The 21,356-nt window shown below is 38.3% G+C and carries 25 protein-coding genes and 1 riboswitch; of the genes, 20 read left to right on the top strand and 5 right to left on the bottom strand.

What is annotated here, in order from left to right; genetic code table 11:
• Window positions 1-239 precede the first annotated feature (239 nt).
• Window positions 240-989 (top strand): Cof-type HAD-IIB family hydrolase, encoded by a 750-nt coding sequence (locus tag AC0C45_RS19195; RefSeq protein WP_034652759.1) that lies wholly within the window; start codon window positions 240-242, stop codon window positions 987-989.
• 122 nt (window positions 990-1,111) lie between these two features.
• Window positions 1,112-1,807: a peptidoglycan-binding protein gene (locus tag AC0C45_RS19200; RefSeq protein WP_472928549.1), complete on the top strand. Its 696-nt coding sequence runs from the start codon at window positions 1,112-1,114 to the stop codon at window positions 1,805-1,807.
• A gap of 122 nt (window positions 1,808-1,929) precedes the next feature.
• On the opposite strand, the gene AC0C45_RS19205 is transcribed toward AC0C45_RS19200, so the two are convergent.
• Together AC0C45_RS19205 and AC0C45_RS19210 are read right to left on the bottom strand one after the other, a co-directional pair.
• Window positions 1,930-2,097 carry a hypothetical protein gene (locus tag AC0C45_RS19205; protein ID WP_162837687.1) on the bottom strand — a complete coding sequence of 56 codons (168 nt, stop codon included), beginning with the start codon at window positions 2,095-2,097 and terminating at the stop codon, window positions 1,930-1,932.
• Window positions 2,098-2,567: 470 nt separating this feature from the next.
• Window positions 2,568-3,299 carry a polysaccharide deacetylase family protein gene (locus AC0C45_RS19210; RefSeq protein ID WP_034652756.1) on the bottom strand — a complete coding sequence of 244 codons (732 nt, stop codon included), beginning with the start codon at window positions 3,297-3,299 and terminating at the stop codon, window positions 2,568-2,570.
• Between the two features lie 160 nt (window positions 3,300-3,459).
• Here AC0C45_RS19210 and AC0C45_RS19215 point away from each other — a divergent pair, with 160 nt between their 5' ends.
• The 5 genes from AC0C45_RS19215 (at window position 3,460) to AC0C45_RS19235 (ending at window position 5,802) form a co-directional block, all read left to right on the top strand.
• A complete protein-coding gene (locus AC0C45_RS19215) occupies window positions 3,460-3,870 on the top strand; it encodes a hypothetical protein (protein WP_016763817.1) in 411 nt (136 codons plus the stop codon).
• A gap of 84 nt (window positions 3,871-3,954) precedes the next feature.
• Window positions 3,955-4,143: a hypothetical protein gene (locus AC0C45_RS19220; RefSeq protein ID WP_014460480.1), complete on the top strand. Its 189-nt coding sequence runs from the start codon at window positions 3,955-3,957 to the stop codon at window positions 4,141-4,143.
• 600 nt (window positions 4,144-4,743) lie between these two features.
• Window positions 4,744-4,986, top strand: coding sequence for a hypothetical protein (locus AC0C45_RS19225; protein WP_016763819.1), 243 nt, complete (start codon window positions 4,744-4,746; stop codon window positions 4,984-4,986).
• A 21-nt stretch (window positions 4,987-5,007) separates the two neighbouring features.
• A complete protein-coding gene (locus tag AC0C45_RS19230; protein ID WP_034275938.1) occupies window positions 5,008-5,259 on the top strand; it encodes a hypothetical protein in 252 nt (83 codons plus the stop codon).
• A 345-nt stretch (window positions 5,260-5,604) separates the two neighbouring features.
• Window positions 5,605-5,802, top strand: coding sequence for a hypothetical protein (locus AC0C45_RS19235; RefSeq protein WP_034652753.1), 198 nt, complete (start codon window positions 5,605-5,607; stop codon window positions 5,800-5,802).
• Between the two features lie 10 nt (window positions 5,803-5,812).
• On the opposite strand, the gene AC0C45_RS19240 is transcribed toward AC0C45_RS19235, so the two are convergent.
• Window positions 5,813-6,058: a hypothetical protein gene (locus AC0C45_RS19240; protein ID WP_034652750.1), complete on the bottom strand. Its 246-nt coding sequence runs from the start codon at window positions 6,056-6,058 to the stop codon at window positions 5,813-5,815.
• A gap of 173 nt (window positions 6,059-6,231) precedes the next feature.
• Here AC0C45_RS19240 and AC0C45_RS19245 point away from each other — a divergent pair, with 173 nt between their 5' ends.
• Window positions 6,232-6,879, top strand: a complete 648-nt coding sequence (locus AC0C45_RS19245; protein WP_472928554.1) for a hypothetical protein — start codon at window positions 6,232-6,234, stop codon at window positions 6,877-6,879.
• A 214-nt stretch (window positions 6,880-7,093) separates the two neighbouring features.
• On the opposite strand, the gene metA is transcribed toward AC0C45_RS19245, so the two are convergent.
• Window positions 7,094-8,005: a homoserine O-acetyltransferase MetA gene (metA, locus tag AC0C45_RS19250; protein ID WP_016763824.1), complete on the bottom strand. Its 912-nt coding sequence runs from the start codon at window positions 8,003-8,005 to the stop codon at window positions 7,094-7,096.
• A 351-nt stretch (window positions 8,006-8,356) separates the two neighbouring features.
• Here metA and AC0C45_RS19255 point away from each other — a divergent pair, with 351 nt between their 5' ends.
• The 6 genes from AC0C45_RS19255 (at window position 8,357) to AC0C45_RS19280 (ending at window position 15,220) form a co-directional block, all read left to right on the top strand.
• Window positions 8,357-10,045, top strand: a complete 1,689-nt coding sequence (locus AC0C45_RS19255; protein ID WP_034652745.1) for a formate--tetrahydrofolate ligase — start codon at window positions 8,357-8,359, stop codon at window positions 10,043-10,045.
• A 273-nt stretch (window positions 10,046-10,318) separates the two neighbouring features.
• Window positions 10,319-10,837, top strand: a complete 519-nt coding sequence (locus AC0C45_RS19260) for a hypothetical protein (RefSeq protein WP_047932801.1) — start codon at window positions 10,319-10,321, stop codon at window positions 10,835-10,837.
• Between the two features lie 61 nt (window positions 10,838-10,898).
• Window positions 10,899-11,375, top strand: a complete 477-nt coding sequence (locus tag AC0C45_RS19265) for a glutathione peroxidase (RefSeq protein WP_013082834.1) — start codon at window positions 10,899-10,901, stop codon at window positions 11,373-11,375.
• Between the two features lie 124 nt (window positions 11,376-11,499).
• A complete protein-coding gene (locus AC0C45_RS19270; RefSeq protein WP_047932800.1) occupies window positions 11,500-12,153 on the top strand; it encodes an HD domain-containing protein in 654 nt (217 codons plus the stop codon).
• Window positions 12,134-14,032 carry an ABC-F family ATP-binding cassette domain-containing protein gene (locus tag AC0C45_RS19275; RefSeq protein ID WP_016763828.1) on the top strand — a complete coding sequence of 633 codons (1,899 nt, stop codon included), beginning with the start codon at window positions 12,134-12,136 and terminating at the stop codon, window positions 14,030-14,032. Before AC0C45_RS19270 ends, AC0C45_RS19275 begins: the two co-directional genes overlap by 20 nt.
• Before the next feature lie 63 nt (window positions 14,033-14,095).
• On the top strand, window positions 14,096-15,220 hold the full coding sequence (locus AC0C45_RS19280) for a conserved virulence factor C family protein (RefSeq protein ID WP_034652739.1): 1,125 nt from the start codon (window positions 14,096-14,098) through the stop codon (window positions 15,218-15,220).
• A gap of 29 nt (window positions 15,221-15,249) precedes the next feature.
• Here the strand turns inward: AC0C45_RS19280 and AC0C45_RS19285 are convergent, their stop codons facing one another.
• Entirely contained in the window at window positions 15,250-16,134 is an 885-nt protein-coding gene (locus AC0C45_RS19285; protein WP_047932799.1) for a polysaccharide deacetylase family protein, read from the bottom strand.
• Window positions 16,135-16,375: 241 nt separating this feature from the next.
• Here AC0C45_RS19285 and AC0C45_RS19290 point away from each other — a divergent pair, with 241 nt between their 5' ends.
• The 6 genes from AC0C45_RS19290 to AC0C45_RS19315 all read left to right on the top strand — a co-directional run bounded on the left by AC0C45_RS19290 (window position 16,376) and on the right by AC0C45_RS19315 (window position 21,352).
• A complete protein-coding gene (locus AC0C45_RS19290) occupies window positions 16,376-16,813 on the top strand; it encodes a BrxA/BrxB family bacilliredoxin (RefSeq protein ID WP_014460467.1) in 438 nt (145 codons plus the stop codon).
• A 128-nt stretch (window positions 16,814-16,941) separates the two neighbouring features.
• Window positions 16,942-17,727, top strand: a complete 786-nt coding sequence (locus AC0C45_RS19295) for a class I SAM-dependent methyltransferase (protein WP_472928558.1) — start codon at window positions 16,942-16,944, stop codon at window positions 17,725-17,727.
• 381 nt (window positions 17,728-18,108) lie between these two features.
• A complete protein-coding gene (locus tag AC0C45_RS19300) occupies window positions 18,109-18,711 on the top strand; it encodes a YpjP family protein (RefSeq protein WP_025752035.1) in 603 nt (200 codons plus the stop codon).
• Between the two features lie 188 nt (window positions 18,712-18,899).
• Complete coding sequence (locus AC0C45_RS19305; RefSeq protein WP_013056696.1) at window positions 18,900-19,214, top strand: thioredoxin family protein; 315 nt, start codon at window positions 18,900-18,902, stop codon at window positions 19,212-19,214.
• Between the two features lie 90 nt (window positions 19,215-19,304).
• Window positions 19,305-19,437, top strand: a riboswitch (cobalamin riboswitch).
• Window positions 19,438-19,695: 258 nt separating this feature from the next.
• The gene (locus AC0C45_RS19310) at window positions 19,696-20,655 is read left to right on the top strand and encodes an ABC transporter substrate-binding protein (protein WP_257063704.1); all 960 of its coding nucleotides are present in this window, start codon (window positions 19,696-19,698) and stop codon (window positions 20,653-20,655) included.
• 88 nt (window positions 20,656-20,743) lie between these two features.
• On the top strand, window positions 20,744-21,352 hold the full coding sequence (locus AC0C45_RS19315; protein ID WP_016763832.1) for an adenosylcobinamide amidohydrolase: 609 nt from the start codon (window positions 20,744-20,746) through the stop codon (window positions 21,350-21,352).
• Window positions 21,353-21,356 lie beyond the last annotated feature (4 nt).

Genomic DNA, 21,356 nt, shown 5'->3' on the forward strand with positions numbered 1-21,356 from the left:
CACATCCTTTTACCAAAATTCTAGTTGAAATAACTAAAAATGAAAAGCGTTATATGTAAATTACGGCAAAGCTATTTTGTTTTCCTTCAATTATTCCCCGTAGAATAATTAACCATTTTAACGCTTATCTGGTGCAGAGCGAAATGCTCCTGTGCTACAGTTATAATAAGAGTTACATAGTGTAAGTCAAACGCTCAGCGTAATGTCATACCTACTATTGATGAGAAGGAGAGAGAAAGATGCAAACAAATGAAAAGAAAGAATTTAAACTGATCGCACTAGATATGGATGGAACGCTGCTGAACAATCAGCAAGAAATTTCTAAAGAAAATCGTGAGGCCATTGCTAAAGCCCAAGAACAAGGTGTTCATGTGGTGCTCAGCACGGGGCGCTCCCTTTTAACATGCCGTGAATATGCGCAGTCTCTTCAGCTATCTTCTTACCTGATTACAGTGAACGGAAGTGAAATTTGGGATGAATCTGGAGAGCTTGTAGAACGAAAGTTAATTGATGCTTCTTCCATCGAGAAGATGTGGAATTTAACGCAAGAGCATAAGCTTAACTTTTGGGCGGTGACTACGGATAAAGTATGGAGAGACGAATTTCCAGAAGATATTGCCTCACAGGAATGGCTGAAGTTTGGCTACGATATTCCAGATGATGCTTTACGAGAAGAAGTGCTGAAACAAATAGCAGGCATTTCAGATTTTGAAATTAGCAACTCTAGTTTAACGAATCTAGAAATTAATGCACTTGGTATTAATAAAGCAAAAGGGATCATGACTGTATGTGAACGTTTGGGCATTACAATGGATGAAGTCATTGCTATGGGAGACAGCTTAAATGATATGGCTATGATTGAAGCGGCAGGGTGTGGAATCGCTATGGGAAATGCTCAGGAAGCTGTAAAAGAAGCAGCGGACTGGGTGACAGATACAAATGTCAATAACGGAGTAGCGAAGGCTATCAGCCACTGGGTGCTGAAATAACAGCAGCTCTCCATGTTGCACAACTCAACTGCTTCCCGCATAAACTGATACTGGATGCTTCCCTTAGAGTTCGTCTTATACGTCTATATAAGGAGAAGCCATCTAGTTAAGGAGTGGGGAGTATGAGTGATTTATCATTAGACAAGCTGTTACAAAAAGCAGAAAATAAGTTGCAAGATGTACATGAAATAGTGCAAGAAAAAGCGTACGAGCTCATTGGGCAATCATATAAAGAAAGCATATTTGTTAGTATCACTGAAGGATTTAGATCGATAGAGCATCAGCACAAACTATATTCACAAGGCCGAACAACACCAGGAAGTATTGTGACTAATGCCAAAGGCGGGTATTCTTATCATAACTATGGACTAGCTTTTGACATTGCGCTGCTTGATAACGACGGAAAAGTTGACTGGACCATTGATCGAAGATGGAACAAAGCGGGAGAGATAGGAAAAAGGATTGGGTTGGAATGGGGAGGAGATTGGACAAGCTTAAAAGATTACCCTCATTTTCAATATACATTCGGTTTATCTTTGTCGGAGCTTCGAAGTGGAAAAGGACCTAAAAAACAGGCGCCAGAGGCTTCAAGCATGTTAATTAAATACGGAGATCGAGGAAATCACGTACAGTTAATTCAGCATATGCTTATTCACTTAGGTTATTCTCTTTTTGGAGGCGCAGACGGTATATTCGGGTCTTCTACTTTCAAAGCGGTAAAAGCTTTTCAACAAGCACTTTATCTGCAGGTAGATGGAATAGTTGGACCGAAGACACTCGAAAAACTCTACAATAATTTTAATAAAACTATGTTCTAAATAACCATAAAAACCGATAACGAGAAAAGGAAGAAAGGGGATGGATGGAAATCGTCTCCTTTCTTCCTTTTCTGTAGTTATAGTAGAAAAACTGAAATTTATAAAGAAATAAAAAGGATTTTCTAAGCGTAAGAAACGTTCACGTGATCTTCTAACTGGATAACATTGCTCAACAACACGATATCTTTATATATTTCACTTTTTACAGAGGCGTTTGAACAGTTTTGATAGTCTTTCAACAAGCGGCCAAGTTCTTTAATAAATAACAACGTCTCTTGTTCATTAATCATAGTCAAAACTCCTTGTTTAGAAATGAATCCAGGTCATTATATAGGAATTCTATCATATCTATACGCACCTGTTGACAAAAAAAGTTCGTCAATTTTTTTGTGAGAAGAAGAAATTTAGGGATATGTGGAATGCGTTCGACTCTCTCATTTTATCTATATGCAGCTTGTCTAAAAACATGAGAGTAGTTATAGTAATATTTACTCCTAATCATGCAACTTAAAACCTATTTTAGAGGTTATCCGTAAATTCCCTCTATTGTAGAGCGATGGAACAAAAAAAGAATGCCTCTTTTTGTATCTTTAGTACGATAACGTTTTGAAGAAATAATGCATATTTTTGAGTATTAAGATGGATTTGAATTAGATCTTTTGACATGCTCTTTTTGTAGGAGAGGCATATTTACTTTCTATCAAGGGAAAGGGAAATCGTAAAGCTCCAAAGCGTTTCTAAATCAGAAACGCTTTGGAGCTTAATTTTTTGGATAAGGGATGTGCAAAAGTTCTGGGACGGTCACAAAATGATATCCTTCTTGCTTAAGTCTAGGAATGATGGTATCGAGCGACTTTGCGGTGTTAGAAAGGTCCATGGTCCAATGGCCGCCGTCGTGCATCAAAACAATTGTTCCGGCGTGCATGTTCTTAAATACATTATTGGTGATTTCCGCTTCTGGAATTTGCTTCCAGTCTAATGAATCAGAAGACCAGTTAATCGCATAGACATTTTCATTTGGCAGCTCGTTGATCATTTCTTGCGTTAAATTTCCATATGGAGGACGAAACAGCTGTGTTTCAAAACCGGTAATGTTTTTAATAATAGCCTGAGTTTTGGCAATTTCCCAGTGAAACTTTTCAGTAGATTCCTTTAGTAAATTGGGGTGCCAATAGGTATGAATCCCAACAGCATGACCTTCAGCTACCATTCTTTTCACCAGCTCAGGGTGTTCGTGAGCTTTTGCCCCAATAAGAAAAAAGGTTGCTTTAATACCATGTTTTTTCAACTGATCCAATACATGTGGAGTGAAGCGTGGATCCGGTCCATCATCAAATGTTAGGGCGGTTTGCTTTAGTTGGTTATTACCTTGATAAAGCAAACGGTCACGCACAGCTACATTTTTTACTTGTTCCGCTTTACATAGTGCAGGAAGGGCTCCATTGAATAAAAAGCACAGTGTAAAAAGCAGTATGCTAATTCTTCGTATCATGTACATGCACGCTCCTTTCGAGGGCAAAGTATAACGTTATGATACCCGATTAAAAATTTTGTATGAAGCTGAATTTCCCTTTTGTGTCAAAGCGTATGATATGCATGAAACAGCGTACTATAATAAACAGTTACTATTAGGTGAAGGAAGGAAAAAGCAGATGAAAAAAATAATGATTGCCGTAGCATTGATTTTTTCGCTAAGTTTATCTCCCTTAGCTGAATATATTTCCTATCATGATGACTATAACGTAAGTGCAAGGTCGTACCGTTCGGGGAAGCGGTCCTTTAATAGACAGCCAAGCATTAGACAAAATGAGCCGAGGTCTAATTTTTCAAACCGTAGAAATGGAACTGTAAATCGAGGATTTACCCGTTCAAAACGAGGAGGATTCGCCCGTGGACTGCTTTATGGCGGCCTGGCAGGGATGTTATTTGGGGGTTTGCTTGGTCATATGGGTGCACTGGGCGGGATTTTTGGGTTGTTAATTAACATTTTAGCTATTGTGCTTATAATTAATTTAATTCTGCGTTTATTCCGCCCTTCTCGTCGCGACAATAATTGGAGGTAGACCGTAATTGCTGTCATAAACTAACAAGAAAGCTCCATATAAATAAGAAAACGCTTTCTATAGTTAATCGAAAGGATGAAACGTATGTCAGCAAACAGACAGCGCAGCAAATACCTGGCGTTTTGCACAGAATGCGGTCTCCCAAACAGGTTAACATTGTTTCTTCTAAGACAATACGTTGCGACAGACGAATATAGCGGATTTTATTGTGGGAATTGCGGAATTCGAAACGAATTTCCAGATTCGGTCATTGAATACATTAAAGAACTTTAAAAAAAGCTGGGACAAGAAAATCCGAACGCGTTTGATTCTCCATCAAGAATCAAACGCGTTCGGATTTTTTTATTGGTAGGGTGAACGTAGGTTGTATGTAGGTGCTTCTAGCTGTTGATTGGAGGGTAAGGTAAAGACTTCTGCGGGAAAAGAGGAAGAGGTGAGACCCTGAAGGAGCATAAGCGGCGAGGAGGCTCATCGCTCGCCCGCGGAAAGCGACGTCTTGCACCGAAATCAACAGGGGTGAAACAAGCGATCCATATTAGACCATTTATCTCGTTTGTTTATTTGTAGATCGATTTCGTTATGTCTTAATCTCTTTATTTATTTGATAAAACTATGTTCTAAATACAAAATAAAAAGAAAAACATAGCTGTGCACAAAGATGACTAAATAAGTTTCTTTGTTAAGGATAATCAATAAATTCCTCCCTTCAGGCTTGCTGATTAGGAGCAGTGCAAAACGATCTATAAGAAGAATAGATATAATGAATAACTGTAAGACCTAGCTAACATTTTTGATTGCAGAAAATCGGTTGAACCATACTTTAGAAGGAAGCATATACTACATTAAAATTTTAGAAAACGGAGGAATTGACTAATGCCTGTTTCCGTCATTTTCAACCAAATAAATGTGGTAAGTATGGTTTCCAATTCAGTAATTGCTTCGGGTCAAAATAGCCAGCCAGATTGGAATTCCCAAGGTAAATTTAACTTAGGAAACGGATTCTCTGTAAATTCAGCTATATTGGGCAGTACGAATATCATTAATGATCAAGATGTTTGCGACACTCCAATTACTCAGCCGGAAAATATTAATCCTCAGCCAGTTTCTCAATTCTAGGGAAAAAGAAGATGAAAGAAGTTGAAAAAGTTGATTATAAAATTTACTAATCTTAATGTTACGTATATTTCTACTAATTCTGGTATTTTCACGGGGGAAAATACTCAATCAGATTGGCAAGTAAATTGGAAAAGTAATACGGGGTTTGGTGAAATAATCGGCTATAATAACTTTGCCTCTCAAATTGTAAATATCATTAACGATAATGACGTCGTTGATTCCTATTTTTCTGAAAATATAGATGTCAACAACGCCCCTGTTACACAAAGTTAAACCAGGAAAACCAGGTTCCGCAGATACTCGTTTAATCACTCTATTAATTATTCTGTCAGATCGGCGAAAATATATTAGTAAGAGATTTAAACCATCTTTTATACAGATGGTTTTTTGCTAGCTTATTTTAGGGTGTAATCGTAGCTATTAACATAGGCTAAAAGGTAATGACAGGAATACTTTTATCGTAAACGGAGTAAGTATCATAGAAAAGACGTAAAAGCTCAAATGATTAAAGAGACGTTCAATTTGAGGCAAACAGATAAGAATGTAAACATAAGATAATGTATTTTCAGTTTTATATTGAATCAGACGAAGCAAACTTCTATCTGTGAGGGGTTGTCTATGACTAATATTCACTATCAATCGATTAAAGTAAATAAAATCCAAAACAGTTCAGGCCTATTTTACGGCGTTAATATTCAATATAAATGGAATCATAAAAGTCAAATTTCTGACGGTTTCGGAAAAATAGTTGGTGATTCTAATAAAATTTTAAATAATACCACCGTGACGAAAATTTCTAAAAAGAATGATGACTAAAAGCGTAGAGTCAAGCTTCCTTTTCAGCCTGCTCAAAAGAATCATTTACATCATCTTCACCAAGAACAAGGTGTGTGTTATAGGATAGTTGGTTATCATCTCCGGAAATTGTGCCGAAACCTGAATTACTGCTGATGATCGTAGTTTCCCAATTTTGTTGAACATTCTTCCCTATAAAAACTCCTGCGTTGTTTTTAACCGCATTTACGGTGAGATCATCAAAAACGATCTGAGGAGAACGAAGATGTATTTTCATAATTCCTCCCGATACATATGAGACATTAATAGAAGTCATCTAATACACTATTATATGTTGTAGATGGGCTAAAGGTGTTAAATCAAATAAGGGGTCAAACTCTATGGATGAAAAGGTGCTGAATATACTCCAAAACATTGAAAAAAGGCTTACAGATTTAGAAAAAAACATGAATGAACTTTCAAAAAAAAACGGTTCATTCTTTTCATTTAGATATAGAGAACGTTCAAACACTAAACTTGGACGAACTGTCTTATTATTTAGAGCATATTGATGTAAAGGAACTTAGTGGAACGTTGAATATTGGTAATACTTTTCCTTCGCAAACGAATCAATATCAAGTGCCGGGAAAGAAAGGTAAAAAAACAACAAATGAATCTGATGTCAATCGAAAATCGGGTAGTCAGAATAATAAAGAAAAGGGTCCTTCTGAAATATTAGTTAAAATTAATGAAAGAAGTGTCCCTTATACACTAACCCATACGGAAGAAATGAGGGAGTCTGATCAAGCTCTAGAGTCAAATTTTAGCATAGGTGACATCCACATTGGCACAATTGAAGATGCTTCAGCTGTGAATTTTGGCAATAACTTTCCGACAAACTTCAGAAGTCATAAAAAAGTGAGTCAAGGATTTGGCAATATTTTAGGCAATCAAAATGACATTCATGACATCTTATCCTCTTTGGAAGAAAAAGATATATCAGAAGTGTACAATGAAAATCAAGACGGTAAGCCGCCTGAGTGGCTGGACACAATGATAGAAGAACAAAAAAAGAAAATGGGTGAAACCGGCCTAAATGGAGATGAAAAGGGAGAGTGAATAGGAGGGTAAAAACTTTGGGTTCTAAGGTAAGTGTTGTTGATGCGAAACTTCTGAAAGAAAGCTTTAATTGCGGAATAAAGAAGAATTAGTAATAGAAAACCTGCTTCTCTAAACGAGCAGCAGGTTTTCTATTTTATTTCTCATTTGCTGCAGTTTTAACATAAAAAAGAGCATGCGTAATTTAATTGAACACTGGGACAGATCGGTTCTTTCATTCCCACAGATAAGGAGTCTCTTGGTAAACATAATAGTTCAACCAATTCATAAACAATAGGTTGGCATGAGAGCGCCAAGTTTTTAAAGGTTTTTTGTCGGGATCATTGTTTGGGAAATAGTGTTCCGGAAGCTTTGGCTCTAGTCCTTTTTCTGTATCTCGAAGAAATTCTTCTTGCAGTGTTTGAACGTCGTACTCTGGGTGCCCTGTAACGAAAACAAACTTTTCGTCTTTAGACATCGCCATATACACACCAGCTTCTTCAGAATAGGAAAGAAGCTCAAGGCCAGGATGATTTTGTACTTCATTCATGTCTACATCAGTGTGACGGGAATGAGGAGAATAAAAGACATCATCAAATCCTCGCAGCAGCTTAATTGGTTCTTCACTCGATACAACATGTGTAAATACACCCGTGCATTTATCAGAAAGAGGTCGCTTGTCAATGCCGAAGTGATGATAAAGTCCAGCTTGAGCTCCCCAACAGATATGAAGGGTAGAAGTCACATTTGTTTTACACCAATCCATAATTTCTTGAAGTTCTTTCCAGTAGTTTACTTCTTCAAATGGTATATGTTCTACAGGTGCTCCTGTAATAATCATTCCGTCATATTTTCGTTCTTTAATTTGTTCAAACGTTTTATAAAACTGATCTAGGTGATTTTTACTCGTTGTTTTTGCTTTATGGCTTGCCGTGTAAAGAAGTGTAATATGCACTTGCAGCGGTGAGTTCCCGAGTAAACGTAATAATTGCGTTTCAGCTTTTTCTTTTTCCGGCATTAAGTTTAGGATAACAATATTAAGCGGGCGAATTTCTTGGTTAACCGCGCGCACGTCGTCCATGATGAAAATTCTCTCTTTTTCTAAAATTTCTTTTGCCGGAAGATCACGTGGAATATTAATAGGCAATAAAATTCCTCCTATTCGATTTCGAAGTAATGACGCGTATAAATGTTCTTTCTCACGTGAAAATGAGGTTCAACATTTATGTACAATATACTATTATAGGAATATACAGAATATTAAGCAATTGAATTTTGAAAAAAAAGAGCATTAATATGCGTAATGGCTAAAATGAAATGGTACAATAAGGTTAAACTGGAGTGTTGCTATGCTTTTTTAGCGTGACTGAAACTCATTAAAATTTATAGCGCAGTCGTTCCTGTATTTAGTAAACTTCATATCTCCCCCAAAAAACGGATTTTATCCTTTTTTGATGAAGTGTTTAAAAAGAATTCTCAGCAGAAAAGGGGTTATTATATGACAACTAAGAAGCAAATAAAAAGTGATTTGCAAATTGCACAAGAGGCAACGATTAAACCGATTAAAGAGATTGCCGAGCAGCTAGATATTTTAGAGGGCGAGTTAGAGCCGTACGGACATTATAAAGCAAAGCTTTCTTTGTCCGTTATGGAACGTTTACACACAAAACAAGATGGAAAAGTGATTTTAGTTACAGCTATTAATCCAACTCCAGCAGGAGAAGGGAAGTCGACAGTGACGGTTGGCTTAGCTCAGGCATTACATAGATTAGGTAAAAAAGCGATTGTAGCCATGCGTGAACCATCTCTTGGTCCGGTAATGGGAATTAAAGGAGGTGCCGCTGGAGGCGGTTATGCTCAAGTGCTTCCCATGGAGGATATTAACTTGCACTTTACCGGAGACCTGCATGCCATCACAACAGCTAACAATGCGCTGGCAGCTATTTTAGATAACCATATACATCAAGGCAATGAATTGCGTATTGATACACGTAAAATCACGTGGAAACGAGTGGTGGATTTAAACGACCGCGCGCTGCGTCAGGTTGTCGTTGGATTAGGTGGTCCGATGCAAGGTGTTCCTCGAGAAGATGGATTTGATATTACGGTTGCATCAGAAATTATGGCTATTTTCTGCTTAGCGTCAGATTTACAAGACTTGAAGCGTCGCTTAGCGTCTATTGTGGTAGCTTATAACATAGACAATGAGCCTGTAACGGTTGCAGACTTAGGTGCACAAGGAGCGCTTACTCTTCTTTTAAAAGATGCGATTAAACCAAACCTTGTACAGACGTTGGAACATACTCCAGCCCTCATTCACGGAGGTCCTTTTGCTAATATTGCCCACGGCTGCAATAGCGTCATTGCAACAAAAATGGCTGCAAAACTAGGCGACTATGTAGTAACAGAAGCGGGATTTGGGGCAGATTTAGGTGCAGAAAAATTCCTAAATATTAAAGCTCGTATGGCAGATATTAAACCAGAAACGGTAGTAATCGTTGCGACAATTCGCGCTCTGAAAATGCATGGAGGCGTTCCTAAAGAGCGTTTAAATGAAGAAAACATTGAGGCTTTAGAAGCGGGAATTGAAAATCTTGAAAAACATATTGAAACGATTCAGGCATTCGGCGTTCCTTATGTTGTAGCCGTGAACCGCTTTGTAACAGATTCAAAAGATGAAGTAGAAGCGCTTATGAATTGGTGTGCTTCAAAGAATGTTCCCGTTGCTTTAACAGAAGTATGGGAAAAAGGTGGAGAAGGCGGCGTCATGCTTGCTGAAAAAATTCTTGAAGTCATGAACGAGATAGAAAGTCAGTTTTCGCCTCTTTACGATGTGTCAGCTTCGATTCAAGAAAAAGTAGAAGCTATTGCTAAAACCGTCTACGGAGCACAAGGCGTAGATTTTGCTCCAAAAGCGTTAAAGCAAATACAGCAATTTGAAGCAAACGGATGGGATCACCTGCCAATCTGTATGGCCAAAACACAGTATTCGTTAAGTGATGATCAGACGAAGCTTGGGCGACCAACTGATTTTAAGATTACGGTGAGGGAATTCCGTCCTTCGCTCGGAGCTGGCTTTCTCGTTGCGCTAACAGGTTCAATTATGACAATGCCTGGACTTCCAAAAAAACCTGCTGCGCTCAATATGGATATTGACGAGAATGGACATGCACTAGGGATTTTTTAAGAGAAGAGGCTAGGGTAAGAGTATTTTAGTTGAAGGAAAATCCGAACGATGAAGCAAGATTCTTGATGAAGAATCAAACTCGTTCGGATTTTTTCATAGTTATGGTAAAAATAAGTTTCATGGGTGTAGTGGCTTCTAGATGTAGATTGGGTGGACTTAGTTGTGTCTCAATCTCATTCTTGCAATATAAAATAACAGGTATTTTATGAATTAATTTGGCAAGAAAGAAGAAGAGCTGACTGTTCGCATTTTATAAAAAAGGAAGTAGTTGAAATGTTTGATCCAATTGTATTTGATAATTTAAAAGTGGTTGTAGAAGGAGAGATCTATGATCTTGACTTATCTGGGCAAGTATCTGTTACGAATCGCGAAGATTTTGTAGACTTAGCTCAATTTACTCGAACGTACCGCATTTCTTTTCAACCGCATTTTTGCTGTACCGCGTCCCTAACTTTATCAACCGACTTAGACAACATTCATGCAGAATTAACGCCTTCCCGTGTAGAAAAACCAGGGTGTACAGTTTATATTCATTTTCAGCTAAAAAAACAAAAACCGTTTGAAGAAGCTGAGTTTCGAAATATACAGGAAATGTGTGAGAGGATCTGGGGAACAACAAGAGTTGTGAAGCAGCGTATTACTCATGAAGTTGGAGGAAGCGAATATGAAAACAATATTGCGGTAACCTTTAACCGATTTATTTACGAAGATCAAGTAGGAGATTTAATCGAGATGATTGATTATATACTGCAAACGACTGATCAGCTAAAGGTTCTTTACGACAAATCATAAGAGCGTTTCAGTTGTACTTCAGAAATGAAGTGAATTACAATAGGAAAAAGGAGGCGTTTTGATGAGCGTGTATGAATACTCTGCAAAAACAATTAAAGACGAAGACGTATCGCTATCTAACTATCAAGGTGACGTACTGTTGATTGTGAATACAGCTAGCAAATGCGGCTTCACCCCTCAATATAAAGATTTGCAGGCGCTGTACGAAGAAGAAAAAGAAAATGGCCTAACGGTTCTAGGTTTTCCTTGCAATCAGTTCGGTGGTCAAGAGCCAGGAAGTTCAAACGATATTGAACAATTTTGTGAGTTAAACTATGGCGTTTCGTTTCCGATGTTTGCAAAAGTAGATGTAAAAGGGGAGCACGCACACCCGTTATTTACATACTTAGCAGAACAAGCACCGGGCCTGCTAGGTTCAAAAGGGATAAAATGGAATTTTACAAAGTTTTTAGTGAATCGTCAAGGTGAAGTCGTGAAGCGATACGCACCTCAAACTGCACCAAAAGATATTCAAAAAGATATAAAAGAATTGCTGTAAAAGCAGGTGGATTTCCATCTGTTTTTTATTTTTCAGCAAGGATTTTCAGAGGGTGCTTAGCTGTCAGTGAGACGAGCGCCTTACTTTGTGCTAAAATAATGGTGGATATAATTGAGGTGAGCAAATGAATAAAATAGCGGAAACGGAAAAGTGGGTTCAAGCAAAGCTTGCGCACGACACGACGGGTCATGACTGGCAGCATATCGATCGCGTGCGTCGAAATGCAGTGCTTTTATATAAAAAAGAAGGCGGCAATCGGGAAGTTATCGAACTAGCCGCACTTTTACACGATGTTGTAGATGATAAGCTAGTGGAAGATGTTGAAAAGGCGTACGAAGAAGTGTGGGAGTGGCTGAAGAGTCATCAGGTAGAAGAAGAGAACTGCAAGCATATCGTTCACATTTTACGAACGATGTCATTTAAAGGCGGAAACCGTCCGGCTATGGCTACGCTTGAAGGTCAAATTGTTCAAGATGCAGATCGTTTAGATGCGATCGGTGCAATTGGTATCGCACGTACGTTTATGTATGCAGGTGCTAAAGGCACGGCTTTGTATGATGAAAACATTGCTGTACGAAGTGAGATGACGGAAGAAGAATACAGACACGGGAAATCAACGGCTATTGCACATTTTTATGAAAAGTTATTAAAGCTCACTGCGTTAATGAATACTCAAACAGCACGGTCTCTAGCGCAAGAGCGACATACATATATGAAAGAATTTTTAGTTCAATTTAAGAAAGAGTGGAATTATCATTATGAAAATGCTGACTGTTGAAAACTTAACAAAAACATATGGAGAAAAAGAGCTGTTTCATCAGCTAACATTTACAATTACGGAAAATGAGCGAATCGGCTTAATCGGTGTAAACGGAACAGGAAAATCGACGCTTCTTAAAATTATCGCAGGTCTAGAGCTCGGAGACGAAGGAGATATTGTTCATGCTAAAGACTACAGCGTGACCTATTTACCTCAGCATCCTGATTTTGATGAAGACTTAACGGTTTTGGAGCAAGTTTTCAGCGGAGATACGCCTCTTCTTAACTTACTAAAAAACTATGAGCTAGCTCTGTATGCGTTAGAGCAAGATTCTGCAAACGAGAAAAACCAGCAAACATTGTACGATTTACAGCAGAAAATGGATGCGATGAACGCGTGGGAAGCCAATTCTAACGCACAGTCGATCTTAACGAAGCTGGGAATTTCAAATATGAGTGCAAAAATCGGTGAGCTTTCAGGTGGACAGAAAAAGCGCGTGTCAATTGCGCAAAGCCTAATTCAAACACCTGATTTATTAATTTTAGATGAGCCGACTAACCACTTGGATTATGAGACGGTTAAATGGCTCGAAGAATATTTATCCAAATATCAAGGAGCCGTATTGCTTGTTACTCATGATCGCTATTTCTTGGATGCTGTTACAAACCGAATTTTTGAGTTAGACGGTGGGAATTTATATAGCTATAAAGGAAACTATGCTGCTTTTCTAGAAGGAAAAGCGATTCGAGAAGAGCAGGAAAAGGCAACTCAAGCAAAATTAAGCAACTTATATCGCAATGAATTGGCTTGGATTCGCCGAGGAGCAAAAGCGCGTACGACTAAGCAAAAAGCGCGTATTCAACGATTTGATGAATTAGAGGGGAAGCTCGATTCTTCTGAAAAAGAATCACTGGATTTAAGTTTAGCAGGCAGCCGCCTTGGGAAAAAAGTGTTTGAATTAAAAGATGTGTCTAAGACGTATGAAAATAAAATCATTCTTTCAGACTTTACGCACATTGTGAAAAAACAAGACCGGATTGGAATTGTCGGAAAAAATGGAAGCGGAAAGTCTACACTTTTGAATATGATTGCAGGGCGAATTGAGCCGGATAGCGGTGAAATTGACAGAGGACAAACGGTTAAAGTTGCTTACTATACCCAAGAAAGCGACGATATGGACTTAAATCAACGCATGCTTGATTATATTAAAGAATCGGCAGAAGTTGTGCATACGACGGATGGGAAAATGATCTCTGCGTCGCAAATGCTCGAGAGATTTCTATTTCCTTCACATACGCACGGAACACCAATTCAAAAGTTGTCCGGAGGAGAGCGCCGTCGTTTATACTTATTGAAATTATTAATGACATCGCCAAATGTTTTGCTTCTAGATGAGCCGACTAATGATTTGGATACTCAAACGCTAACGGTGCTTGAAGACTACCTCGAAGAATTTCCAGGTGTCGTTATTACCGTATCACATGATCGCTATTTCTTGGATAAAGTAGCAGATTACTTACTAGTTTTTGAAGGAGAAGGAAACATTTCGATTTATTTTGGCGCTTATACGGATCAATTGGAAGAAGCGATGAAGAAGAAACAGGCAATGGTTCAGCAGGCTAAAGTGAAAGAAGAAAAGCCAAAACAGCCGGAGAAAACGAAAAAGCGTCGCTTAACGTATAAAGAACAAAAAGAATGGGAAGAAATCGAAGGTAATATTGCAGCAAAAGAAGAAGAAATTGAACGTTTAACAAGTGAAATTGAACAGGTGGGCAGTGATTATACAAAAGCGCATAACCTATCGTTAGAACAAGAAAAAGCAAATGAAGAATTAAGTACACTGCTTGATCGCTGGGCAGAGCTTTCAGAGCTGATTGAAGAAATTGAAAACGCGTAAACAAGTCGTTAGACTGAGTATAAGCCACATGCTACAATTTTAATGAGAGGAGTACGATACGACATGAACATTAAATCAATTGAGCCAACGCCAAGTCCGAATACAATGAAAATTAATTTAGACGAAGTGTTATCAGGCGGAAAAAGCAATAACTATACGGAAAAGAATGCTGAAGCGGCCCCGGAAGTTGTTCAAGATATTTTAAAAGTAGAAGGGGTAAAAGGAGTCTACCACGTAGCGGACTTCTTAGCAGTAGAACGAAATGCCAAATATGATTGGAAGCAAATTTTGCCGCAAGTTCGTGCAGCGTTTGGTGAAGATTTGCAAAGTAACAGTGAACAACACAAAATGAATGAGCATTTTGGCGAAGTCAATGTGTCCGTTCAAATGTTCAAAAACGTACCGATGCAAGTCAAATTAACGGACGGAAATGAAGAAAAGCGTTTTGGCCTGCCCGAACGATTCGCAAAAGCGGTAGCAGAGCTTCAAAGCTTTTCAGATAATGTAGTGTTAGAACGGAAATGGAAAGAACAAGGCGTTCGTTACGGAGAGTTAGCGGCTATCGGAGACGAAGTAGTCGAAGAATTAGCAGCAGCATATCCTCAAGAAAGATTAACTCGCCTTGTAGCCAATGCACAAGAAGAAAAAGAAGGCGGAAAAGTTGTACAGCCGCGTAAAACCTATAAAGTTACAGAAGAGATGCTAGAAGACAAAGATTGGTCAGTGCGCTATGCTCATTTAGAACAAATGGATCCGACAGAAGCTGATTTAGACGTTTTAAATAAAGCGCTTGATGATGAAAAAGCATCTATTCGCCGCTTAGCTACCGTCTATTTAGGAATGATTGAATCAAAAACGGTACTACCTTATTTATACAAAGCATTAAAAGATAAATCAGTCACTGTGCGCCGTACTGCTGGAGACTGCATGTCAGATTTAGGCTTTGAAGAAGGTATTCCGGCAATGTGTGAAGCTCTTAGTGATAAAAACAAGCTTGTGCGCTGGCGTGCAGCTATGTATTTATACGAAGTAGGGGACGAGACAGCTCTTCCTGCATTAAAAGCAGCAGAGAATGATAAAGAATTTGAGGTAGACTTACAAATCAAGCTAGCGATCGAACGTATCGAAGGCGGAGAAGAAGCAAAAGGTTCTGTTTGGAAACAAATGACAGAAAGCAGAAAAGCATAAAAAAGATCATTCACTTGAATGATCTTTTTTTATGACTGCTTTGCAGTAGCAGTTGGAAACTGCATAGGCTGCATGGTGTTATCAATTTTAATAGGCTGATAGCCGGACTGTTTTAAGTAAGTCAAAATAGTCGGCAGAGACTGTGCAGTAAAGGATTTGTCATGAAATAAAATGACGGGTGTTCTTCCATTGGAGTTAACCCCTTGAATATGAGGTTCAAGGCCCTGAATAATTCTAGGTGCAGAACGAAGTGCCCAGTCTTCACTGTCTACATTCCAGTCCCATAATTTAAAGTGGCTTAGCAACTCTGTACGGTGTGGCTCTTTTAAATAAGGAACGCTGCCGTAAGGAACGCGGATTAACTTACTGTCAACACCGGTTACTTTCTTAACTGTTGCTTGACACTCCTGCATTTCTTTTAGCGCAGCGCCGTCTTTACTATACATGACATGAATATCATGGGAGACGCCGTGACAGCCGATGGCATGACCTTCTTGTGCTACTTTTTTAGCAATTTCAGGGTGAGCGTCAATTTGATGCTTTAACATAAAGAAAGTTGCTTTTACGTTATATTGACGCAAAGCATCTAAAATATGAAGAGTATCAGGTGTTGGACCATCGTCAAACGTAAGATAAACAGGCTGTGTAAGAGCTTGATTTTGATCGTTCACCGTATTTCCTACATACATATTATGGTGAAGTGTATTAAGCAGCTTCTCAGGCTGTGCTGAAGATGCAGCTTCTTTCAGCGGCAATGCAGTAGATGCTAAGACTTGCTGAGATGAAGCAGATTCACTTCCTTTGGCTTCTGTAATAAAAAACAAAGAAGCGACAATCACTAACACTAAAGACAAAAGTGCATAAAATCGTTTGTTTGGCTTAAATCGTTGGTTCGGTTTAAATCGCTGGTTCAATTTAAAAATCCTTTCTACTAAACTACTATTTACTACTATAGTACAAAAAATGGAATATTAATAGTAAAAATCGACATTTTTATGGAAAAAACTTAGATGATATGACCCGGTTTTGATCTTTTTTTGTCAAATGAAAAAGGAGAACGGGACAACGATGAGGATTTGAAGAGTGAGTAGCTAGATTTTTCCTGGTTTTTATAGTATGCTTTTAGCGTGAATGATTGTTAGGAGGAATGTTAATATGTCAATGGCATATGAAGAATATATGCGTCAGTTAGTTAAACCAATGCGTCAAGAATTAACTCAAGCTGGTTATGAAGAATTAACAACAGAAGAAGCAGTAGTTGATTTTATGGAAAATGTTGAAGGAACAACTTTTGTTGTCGTTAATTCAGTTTGTGGGTGTGCTGCTGGTTTAGCACGTCCTGCAGCGACACAAGCGTATTTACAGTCTGAGCAAAAACCAAATCAAGTGGTAACAGTTTTTGCCGGTCAAGATAAGGAAGCAACAGCTAAAATGCGTGAATATTTTGGGGACATTGAGCCTTCATCACCGTCTATGGCGCTTTTAAAAGGAAAAGAAGTCGTTCATTTTATTCCTCGACACGAAATTGAAGGTCAGCCGTTAGAAGTTATTTTTGAAAACATTTTAAATGGTTTTAAGCAGCACTGTTCATAAAATGTCCTGCTTTTGTCACATCTAGTATATAGATTTTTAGAGAAAAATCGCATATACTTTATAAGAAAAAGGATGTCTATAGACATCCTTTTTCTTTATGTAAATAGCCAAACAGTGTAGGGGGAGTTATGAAAGTGATTGTTACGACTGCTGGTCGAACAAATGAACAGATGATTGTAAAAGCCAAACAAGTAGCCGCTGATTTAAGTATACCTTTTGTAACAAGAGAGAAGAAATCCGTTGCAGATCTTCAGAATCTTCAAGCTGCAGACGTGCTGGTTGTCGGTAAGAATAGAGTAGAATTGCATGTCCAAAATGAAGAGGAGCCTATTTTTTTTCATCCAAATTCCGCTATGTTTAGAGTGAAGAGATGGCTGCGAGGAGAACGTGATCCGTTTATTGAAGCTGCTAGTTTGGAAAAAGGAATGAGCGTGCTTGACTGTACACTTGGTCTTGCATCGGATAGTATGATGGCGAGCGCAGCGGTAGGGAAAAGCGGAAAAGTTGTCGGACTAGAAGGCAACCGCTATGTAGCTTATTTAGTCAAACAAGGACTCTTAAATTGGGAAAGTGACGTACAAGAGTTGAATGATGCAATGAAGCGTATAAACGTGGTTCATCAAAATTTTGAATCGTTTTTGGCGTGTTGTGAAGATAATTCTTTTGATGTTGTCTACTTTGATCCTATGTTTCAAGAGCAAATTGAGGAATCGAATGGAATTAACGGTATTAAAGCAATAGCACTGTATACCACGCTGACGCCCATGGCTATACAAGAAGCAAAAAGAGTAGCCAAACAAAAGGTCGTGCTAAAAGATCATTGGAAAAGCAGTCGTTTTGAAGAGCATGGATTTACCGTGCAAAAACGAAAAACATCAAAATTTCATTACGGGACAATTTATATACAAAAATAAACAAAAAAGTAAAAAGAATCACGCTTATTGAAAAGACTTCCAAAACCTTTTAGGAATTAAAAAGTTTTGGAAGTTTTTTTTTGTGAATTTCATCTAAAGTTCATAAAAGTATGATATATTTTTGAACATAAAAATACTTTTGTGTTTAAGCATCCAGCAAAAAAGGAATATCTTGTATAGGTTTCCGCTCGGTGTGACAACCTCAAACAGAAGAAGGAAGGTGCTAACTAAAAAGTCGTCGAATGCCCGTAGACAGCATAAATGAATAAGCAAATATAGGTAAAAAATTAATAAGTATGTTACAATACCTAGTGAGTTATGACAATGAATTTTACGATATGAAAAGACCATATGGGAAAAGATGAGAAAGGAAAGATACGAATGCCTAGATGGATAAAAAGAATGCTAGTTGTATTTATTACAGTATTTACATTTGGGCTTGTCACTCCACCAGAATATTTATACGTTGATGATGCAAAAGCGGACAAGCAACATAAAGCAGGGTATGTAAGAGAAACAACTCCTGTCACAGCTGTTATAGAAGATATTCATTTGCCATATGAAGAACCAAAATATGAAGACGTTTCATCATTTGTTACGTATGCAATGGAATCAGCTGAAAAACAGTCAGTGGAAAAATTCGGAACAAAAATTGGACCTGTCATTGAAGATGAATTTCGTCAAGCAGTGTTACCTAAAATTGAAGAAGTGCTGACCGACATTGGCACTGAACGTGAACAGTCAATTCAGAATCTCGAGATAAGCGAGCATCCTGCTGCTGGCTACGGTGAAAAGATTTTCCATGTATATGACCGGGAAACCGGTCAGGACTTAATACGATTTCATGTACGGCGTGAAAATCCTCCAAAAGATGGATACTGGTTTAATTTTCACTATCATGCGGCTGCAGATAATTTTCAGAAGCATTATGATTTAGGGAAAATTTATTGGAACCGAAACATGCCGCCTAAATGGTTTAGCTAATAATAGACACAACATTCTGCGATTTCGAAATGTTAGCTTTTTTAAGCTAGCATTTTTTTACGTCTAAAACCGTTAGGGTCTAAATAAGCTGAAACATTAGCACAACGATAAAAAAATCGTTTATAATGAAGTCAGACTTCTTACCATAGAATAGTGAGAAGGAACGAATAGATGCTGGAGGTAACACAATGAAACAATTTACGGAAGAAAAACAATTTCGCGAACAAATTAAGAACGAAACACTAAGCGTTGGGATTTTTACGACAACGTGGTGTCCTGATTGCAAACGTTTGGATATGTTCATTGATGAAATCGTTGATGAAAATACAGATAAAGCATGGTTTAAAATTGACAAGGATGAGTTTGAAGAACTTTCTGCTGAAAACAATGTAATGGGTATTCCTTCTCTTCTTGTATATAAAAACGGTGAAAAAATTGCACACTTGCACAGTGCAAATGCTAAAACACCTGAAGCGGTCCGTGAATTTTTAGCAACTCTTTAATTCCTTAAGCTGCGAGAGCATTCTTGCAGCTTTTTTTGTGAGAATGGCTATTTCCATTTTTCCATGAGTGGGGTATACTAGGACAAGTGAATAATCGTAAAGCAATAAGGTCTCAATTTAAAGATTGAGTGAAAAGGGAAGTCTGGTGAAAAACCAGCGCGGTCCCGCCACTGTAAGCGCTTTGTGCGTAAGTCAGGAGACCTGCCTTATTGTTAGCTGTGAAACCTTCGAGGAAGGGTGAAGCAGGGTAATGAACATACATATCAAGTATAGTGAACGGATTCTTTTCCTGCTTATCTTGACGTTACCTGCTTTGCTTTCAATTGAAAGTAAAGCTTTTTTATTTTGAAGCTGCCGGCGAGCAGTATACATAGTCAAAGCGGAAAAACGGGATAGCGCTGCTTTTTGCATGATCATTTGCTTTTTCTTTAACGTGGAGGTTTCGTATTCACAATGAACAATATATAGGGGGAGTATTTAGATGAAAAAATGGCTTTCGTATTCCATTATTGCACTGTTAGTCATCGTACTTGCTGCATGCGGTGCAGGCAGCCAAAGCAACAGTGATAAAAAAACGAAGCAAGATACGGCACAAACGTCACAAGCTGCATTTCCAGTGAAGGTAAAAGACGCGCGTGATAAAGAAATTACGTTGGAAAAACAGCCTAAGAAAATTGTTTCCTTAATGCCAAGTAATACGGAAATTGTATATGCCCTTGGCCTTGAAAAAGAATTAGTCGGTGTTACAAGCAACGATGATTATCCTAAAAGCGTAAAGAAAAAAGCGCAGGTAGGAGATATGAACGTTAATGCGGAAAAAGTTATTGCTTTAAATCCTGATTTAGTGCTAGCACATGCTTCAAGTATGGGCGTTTCGGATGAAGTATTTAAACAAATTGAAAGTGCGGGTATTCCGGTATTTGTTGTAAAAGATTCAACAACGTTTGACACGGTTTATGATTCTATTACGCAAATCGGTAAATTAACAGGTAAAACAAAAGAAGCTAATCAAACAATTAAAGACATGAAAGAAAAAGTAGCTTCAATTGAGAAAAAAGCAAAAACGATTTCAAAAGAAGATCGTAAAAAAGTATGGATAGAGGTCTCAGGAGCTCCTGAGATTTATACAACAGGAAAAGGTACGTTCATGAACGAAATGCTTACTATGATCGGTGCTGATAACGTAGCGGCTAGTGAAAAGGGTTGGGTTAAGTTTTCTGAAGAGCAAGTTGTTAAGTTAAACCCTGACGTTATTATCGCAACGTATGATGCAGATAAAAATGAGATTATGAAGCGTCCCGCTTGGAGCAGCATGACTGCTGTAAAAGAGGGTAACATCGAGAAGGTTGATCAAAACAAAATCAACCGCTTAGGACCTCGTATTGTAGATGGCTTAGAGGACTTAGCAAAAGCAGTATACCCTGGGGTGTACAATAAATAAGAAGAGGGACCATATTCCAGTTCGAATTGAAAAGGGGATTGGTCCCTTTTCACATCTTAAAATTGAAGAAAGGCCTGAGCTTTTAATCATGAAAACCGAGACTTCTTATAAAACATACAGCTCAGGGGTTTTAGGAACAGGCATTACGGAAACGGACACCTTTTACAATCGATTTGTTCACAAAGACTATTATTCAGATACTCCTTCTTTGGAGTATGAGCAATATTTGATGAAAGAAAATGTGCGCCATGAGCAAATCGTAGGGTTAATGACAGCCGTTTGGTTAAAAGAAAGAGCGATTTACTGTTATGAAGGCTACGGAGTAAGAGTAGCTTCCGTGATAACGGCTGGAGTAGGAAACGCAGTAGATATTACAGCTGACGAAGCTGTCCCGTTCTATTCTTCTCCCGGTACAATTAATATGTTTTTTTTCGTGGAAGGTACGCTTACGGATGCAGCGTTTTTACAGCTTTTTATTGCGGCCACAGAAGCTAAAACAAAAACGCTGTCACAGCTGGGTGTCATAGATCCGGCTACAAAGACGATTGCTACGGGGACATCTACGGACAGCATCTCAGTTGCAGCGTCTCAGCAAGGACCATTATATGAATATGCAGGCTCTATGACCGCTTTAGGGCAAGCGGTAGCCAAGCTGGTGAAAATAAGCTTAGAGCAGGGACTTAAGGGAAAGAGGTGAAGAA

Source organism: Priestia sp. VA7, assembly GCF_055710015.1.